The 4,342-nt window shown below is 61.0% G+C and carries 4 protein-coding genes and 1 pseudogene; all 5 read left to right on the forward strand.

All coding sequences use genetic code 11. The features are described 5' to 3' along the window. Window positions 1–63 precede the first annotated feature (63 nt). Complete coding sequence (locus tag HF885_RS10200) at window positions 64–273, forward strand: hypothetical protein (RefSeq protein ID WP_170104788.1); 210 nt, start codon at window positions 64–66, stop codon at window positions 271–273. Further along, window positions 270–878: a GIY-YIG nuclease family protein gene (locus tag HF885_RS10205; RefSeq protein WP_235927414.1), complete on the forward strand. Its 609-nt coding sequence runs from the start codon at window positions 270–272 to the stop codon at window positions 876–878. Before HF885_RS10200 ends, HF885_RS10205 begins: the two co-directional genes overlap by 4 nt. 78 nt (window positions 879–956) lie before the next feature. Then, a complete protein-coding gene (locus HF885_RS10515; RefSeq protein ID WP_328804381.1) occupies window positions 957–1,112 on the forward strand; it encodes a DUF4357 domain-containing protein in 156 nt (51 codons plus the stop codon). Then, the gene (locus HF885_RS10210; protein WP_170104789.1) at window positions 1,109–3,682 is read left to right on the forward strand and encodes a type I restriction-modification system subunit M; all 2,574 of its coding nucleotides are present in this window, start codon (window positions 1,109–1,111) and stop codon (window positions 3,680–3,682) included. The genes HF885_RS10515 and HF885_RS10210 overlap by 4 nt, the downstream gene beginning before the upstream one ends. After that, window positions 3,679–4,342: pseudogene (locus HF885_RS10215) on the forward strand (restriction endonuclease subunit S); the annotation flags it as partial. The gene HF885_RS10210 and the pseudogene HF885_RS10215, both read left to right, overlap by 4 nt.

Consider the following 4,342-nt stretch of genomic DNA (forward strand, 5'->3'; position numbering starts at 1 on the left):
CGTTGGTACAGAGGCTAGAATAACTTCATATGTAATGCATCTTGCGTTCTATGGAGGGCGCTCATGAAGTACTCGGAACTCGTTGACTCTGGTGCCACGCCTACGGAGATCCAAGGCTTCCTCACTGATTCTGAGAACGTCTCGGTAACGCTCAGAATGCCGCGCAGCCTGCGGGACTCCGCCAAGGAGGCAGCGAGCCTTTCCGGGATGAGCCTGGCCTCCTACGTGAAAATGTGCCTCATCGATCGCCTTTCGGGGGCCGACCGCAAATGATCGAGCTCACCACCATGACCGTCCGGCTCATAGACAGCAAGCCGGACGGAATCAGGATCTGCCACGTCGAGGGCGAGTCTCTCACGACCGTTGTCGTGCCCCGCGAGCTGCTCTCGGAGGCGAAGAGGCTGCCGGACATCCCGAAGAGGGGCATCTACTACCTCCTGGACGAGGACCACGGGGTCATCGGACGCGTCTACGCGGGGCAGACCACCCAGGGGCTGGCCCGGCTGGACGCCCACAAGTCCAGGAAGGAGTTCTGGAACAAGGCCATCATGTTCCTGGACGACGAGTCGAACATGGACAGAGACGTGCTGGACGCGCTCGAGGCGGACGCGATCGGCTACGTCCGGACGCACGGCTCTTACGAGACCGACAACCTCGAGACCCCGCAGCCATACGTGAACCCGTACAAGGAGCAGACCGTAAAGCGACTGCACAAGAGCATCCTCTTCAGGATGGCCGTTCTCGGCTATGGGCTCGACCGCACGGACGCCGCGGTTCCCTCCGGCCGCGCGCTCTTCCACACGCGGAGGAAAGGCATCGTCGCGAACGGGCGCTACGACGAGCGCACGGGGAGGTTCACGGTCCTCGCTGGCTCGTAGGTCGACCTCTCCCGGCCCGTCCTCAAGAACGTCGGCGCCACGGACGCGAGGCTGGAGCTCTTCGGGGAGGCGTCGGGGGTGGCTACGCTGCGGGATGACGTGGCCTTCGGCAGCCCGAGCTCGGCGGCGGTGTTCGTGCTCGGGGGGAGCGCGAACGGGTGGATTGAATGGATAAACAATGCGGGCGAGACGCTCGACGCCGCCTATAGGGGGAAGGGGACAGAGACCCGATGAACAAGCAGCAGCTAGCCGCCCGGATCTGGGCGTCGGCGAACGAGATGCGCTCGAAGATCGAGGCGAGCGAGTACAAGGACTACATCCTCGGCTTCATCTTCTACAAGTTCCTCTCGGACCGCGAGGAGCAGTTCCTACTCAAGAACGGATTCGACAGGGAGAGCATGGAGACGGTCAGGGAGGACGACCCCGAGACCCTCTCCTACGTCCAGAACAACCTGGGCTACTTCATCTCGTACGACAACCTCTACTCTACGTGGCTCGCCAAGGGTTCGGACTTCGACGTCTCGGACGTGCGGGACGCGCTCTCGGCATTCTCGCGCCTCATCAAGCCGTCCCACAAGAACGTGTTCGACAAGATCTTCGACACCCTCGAGACCGGCCTCTCGAAGCTGGGCGACACCTCAGGGGCGCAGACAAAGGCAATCAGCGCACTCCTGCAGCTTATCCGGGACATACCCATGGACGGCAAGCAGGGCTACGACGTGCTCGGCTACATCTACGAGTACCTGATCAGCAACTTCGCCGCCAACGCCGGCAAGAAGGCCGGCGAGTTCTACACCCCGCATGAGGTCTCCGTCCTCATCTCCCAGATCGTGGCCCAGAACCTGGCGGGCCGCGGCGAGGTCACCGTCTACGACCCGACCTCCGGATCCGGATCGCTTCTCATCACCATCGGCGAGGCGATCGCCCGGCAGCAGGGCTACCGCGGCTCCATCAAGTACTACGCCCAGGAGCTCAAGGAAAACACCTACAACCTCACGCGCATGAACCTCGTGATGCGCGGCATCGCGCCGGACAATATCGTGTGCCGCTGCGGCGACACGCTCGAGGACGACTGGCCGTGGTTCGAGGAGGGGCATCCCGAGTCCTACGAGCCGCTCTTCGTGGACGCGGTCGTCTCGAACCCGCCGTACTCCCAGCGCTGGGACCCGGAGGGCAAGGATTCCGACAGACGATTCGATGGCTATGGTGTTGCCCCCAAGAGCAAGGCCGACTACGCCTTCCTGCTGCACGACCTCTATCATCTCAAGCCGGATGGCGTGATGTGCATCGTCCTGCCGCATGGCGTGCTGTTCCGCGGCGGCGAGGAGGAGAAAATCCGCACCGCGCTCGTGGAGAACGAGAACATCGACGCCATCATCGGCCTTCCAGCAAACATCTTCTTCGGCACCGGAATTCCCACGATCGTTATGGTGCTCAAGAAGCGCCGTCCAAGCGACGGCGTGCTCATCATCGACGCCTCGAAGAACTTCGTGAAGGACGGAAAGAACAACAGGCTTCGCGCCTGCGACATCCGCCGTATTGTGGATGCCTACCAAAGCCGGAGGAGTGTTGAGCGCTTCTGTCGTGTGGTCCCAAAGCAGGAGATTCGCGACAACGGCTACAACCTCAACATCCCACGCTACGTTGACTCGTCAGAGGTCCCCGAGACATGGGACATCTACGCGACGATGTTCGGAGGCATCCCCGTTGCCGAGGTCGACGCGCTCGGGCACTATTGGGATGCGCTGCCCGGTCTGCGCGACGAGCTATTCGAGTCGGCAGGCGGTGCGACCGTTCGCCTCAAACCCGAGGACATAGGGGAGACCGTGAGGAGCAGCCCCGCCGTGCGAGGGTATCTGGATTCCTACGACGTGCGGTTCTCTGACTTCGGACAGTGGCTCTACGACGAGCTCGTCGACGAGTCCTCGCTCGTCAACCTGCCGACCGAGGAGGACAGGCTCGCCCGGGAGATCTTCGACAGGCTTGGGGGCGAGAAGCTGGTGGACCCCTATGACGCCTACCAGGTCCTCGACGACTCCTGGCAGGGCATCGGAGCCGACCTAGAGGTCATCCAGACCGAGGGCCTCGACGCCGTCAAGAGGGTCGACCCCAACATGGTGACAAAGAAAAAGAGCGGCAAGGAGGTGGAGGTGCAGGATGGCTGGCGCGGCCACGTGCTGCCCTTCGACCTCGTCCAGCGCGAGCTTCTCGCAGACGAACTGCGTGCGCTCGACTCCGTCAGCGACCGCATGACGGCCATCGACGGGGAGCTCTCCGAGATAGTAGAGGGCCTCACGGAGGACGACAAGGCTGCCCTCGGCGAGGCGCTCAACGACGCGGGCGACGCCTTTGTGGCCTCAAAGCTCAGGAAGGCGGTCAGCGAGCTGCGCTCCGATGGCGACGAGGACGAGCTGGCCAACCAGGTCGAGAATGCCCGGTCCCTGCTCGAGGAGCAGAAGGCGGCGAAGAAGGAGCAGAAGAGCCTCTCCGCGAGGCTCGAGGCAAGCACCAAGAGCACTATCGAAGGGCTTTCCGACCAACAGGCACGCGAGCTTTTGGATGCCAAGTGGAACCGTCCCGTCGAGGACGGAATCGCCGCACTCTCTCGCGCCGAGATCGACGGCCTCGTTGACAGGGTCAGGGACCTCTCCAAGAAGTACGAAATGACGTTCGCCGAGGTGGACGAGCAAATTCGCAAAGAGGAGAGTCATCTCTCGCAGATGCTCGGACAGCTTAGGGGCAACGAGTACGATATGGCCGGCATTCACGAGCTCATAGATCTCCTGGGGGGCGAGGCTCGATGAGTGGCAATGTCCCGGCTATCCGCTTCGCCGGATTCACTGAACCTTGGGAACAGCGTAAACTCAACCAGTTCGTCTCTGTTACGAGCGAAAAGAACCTTGATGGGACGTTTGCGAGGGAAGATGTTCTTTCAGTCTCTCATGATCTGGGAGTTGTCAACCAGATTGAATTCCAAGGCAGGAGCTTTGCTGGTGCAGACGTATCTGTATACGGAATCCTGAGACATGGCGATATCGTATATACCAAATCACCGCTCCGTGCGAACCCGTATGGAATCATCAAAACAAATAAGGGCAGGTCAGGTATTGTTTCCACGCTGTATGCAACGTATCGCGCTCGACCTGGAGTGGACCCAGATTTCGTCCAGTGCTACTTCGACCAGGATGCCCGGCTGAACAACTACCTTCATCCTCTCGTCAACAAAGGCGCAAAGAATGACATGAAGGTGTCTGCTGGTAATGCGATCACCGGAGACGTTTGCTTTCCGGAATACGAAGAGCAACGCTTAATCGCGATGCTGTTCGACCGCCTCGACAACCTCATCACCCTTCATCAGCATAAGCACGACCAGCTCGCGACGCTGAAGAAGTCGCTCCTCGAGAAGATGTTCCCGAAGCCCGGCTCCGATGTTCCCGAACTCCGCTTCGCCGGATTCACTGAAC

Origin of the sequence: Parafannyhessea umbonata, from assembly GCF_012844235.1 — a bacterium.
Lineage (GTDB): Bacteria > Actinomycetota > Coriobacteriia > Coriobacteriales > Atopobiaceae > Parafannyhessea.

Bases quoted from the DNA above. Each gene is read 5' to 3' on its own strand.
- HF885_RS10205 (WP_235927414.1), top strand. From the start codon at position 270: ATGATCGAGCTCACCACCATGACCGTCCGGCTCATAGACAGCAAGCCG.
- HF885_RS10200 (WP_170104788.1), top strand. From the start codon at position 64: ATGAAGTACTCGGAACTCGTTGACTCTGGTGCCACGCCTACGGAGATC.
- HF885_RS10210 (WP_170104789.1), top strand. From the start codon at position 1,109: ATGAACAAGCAGCAGCTAGCCGCCCGGATCTGGGCGTCGGCGAACGAG.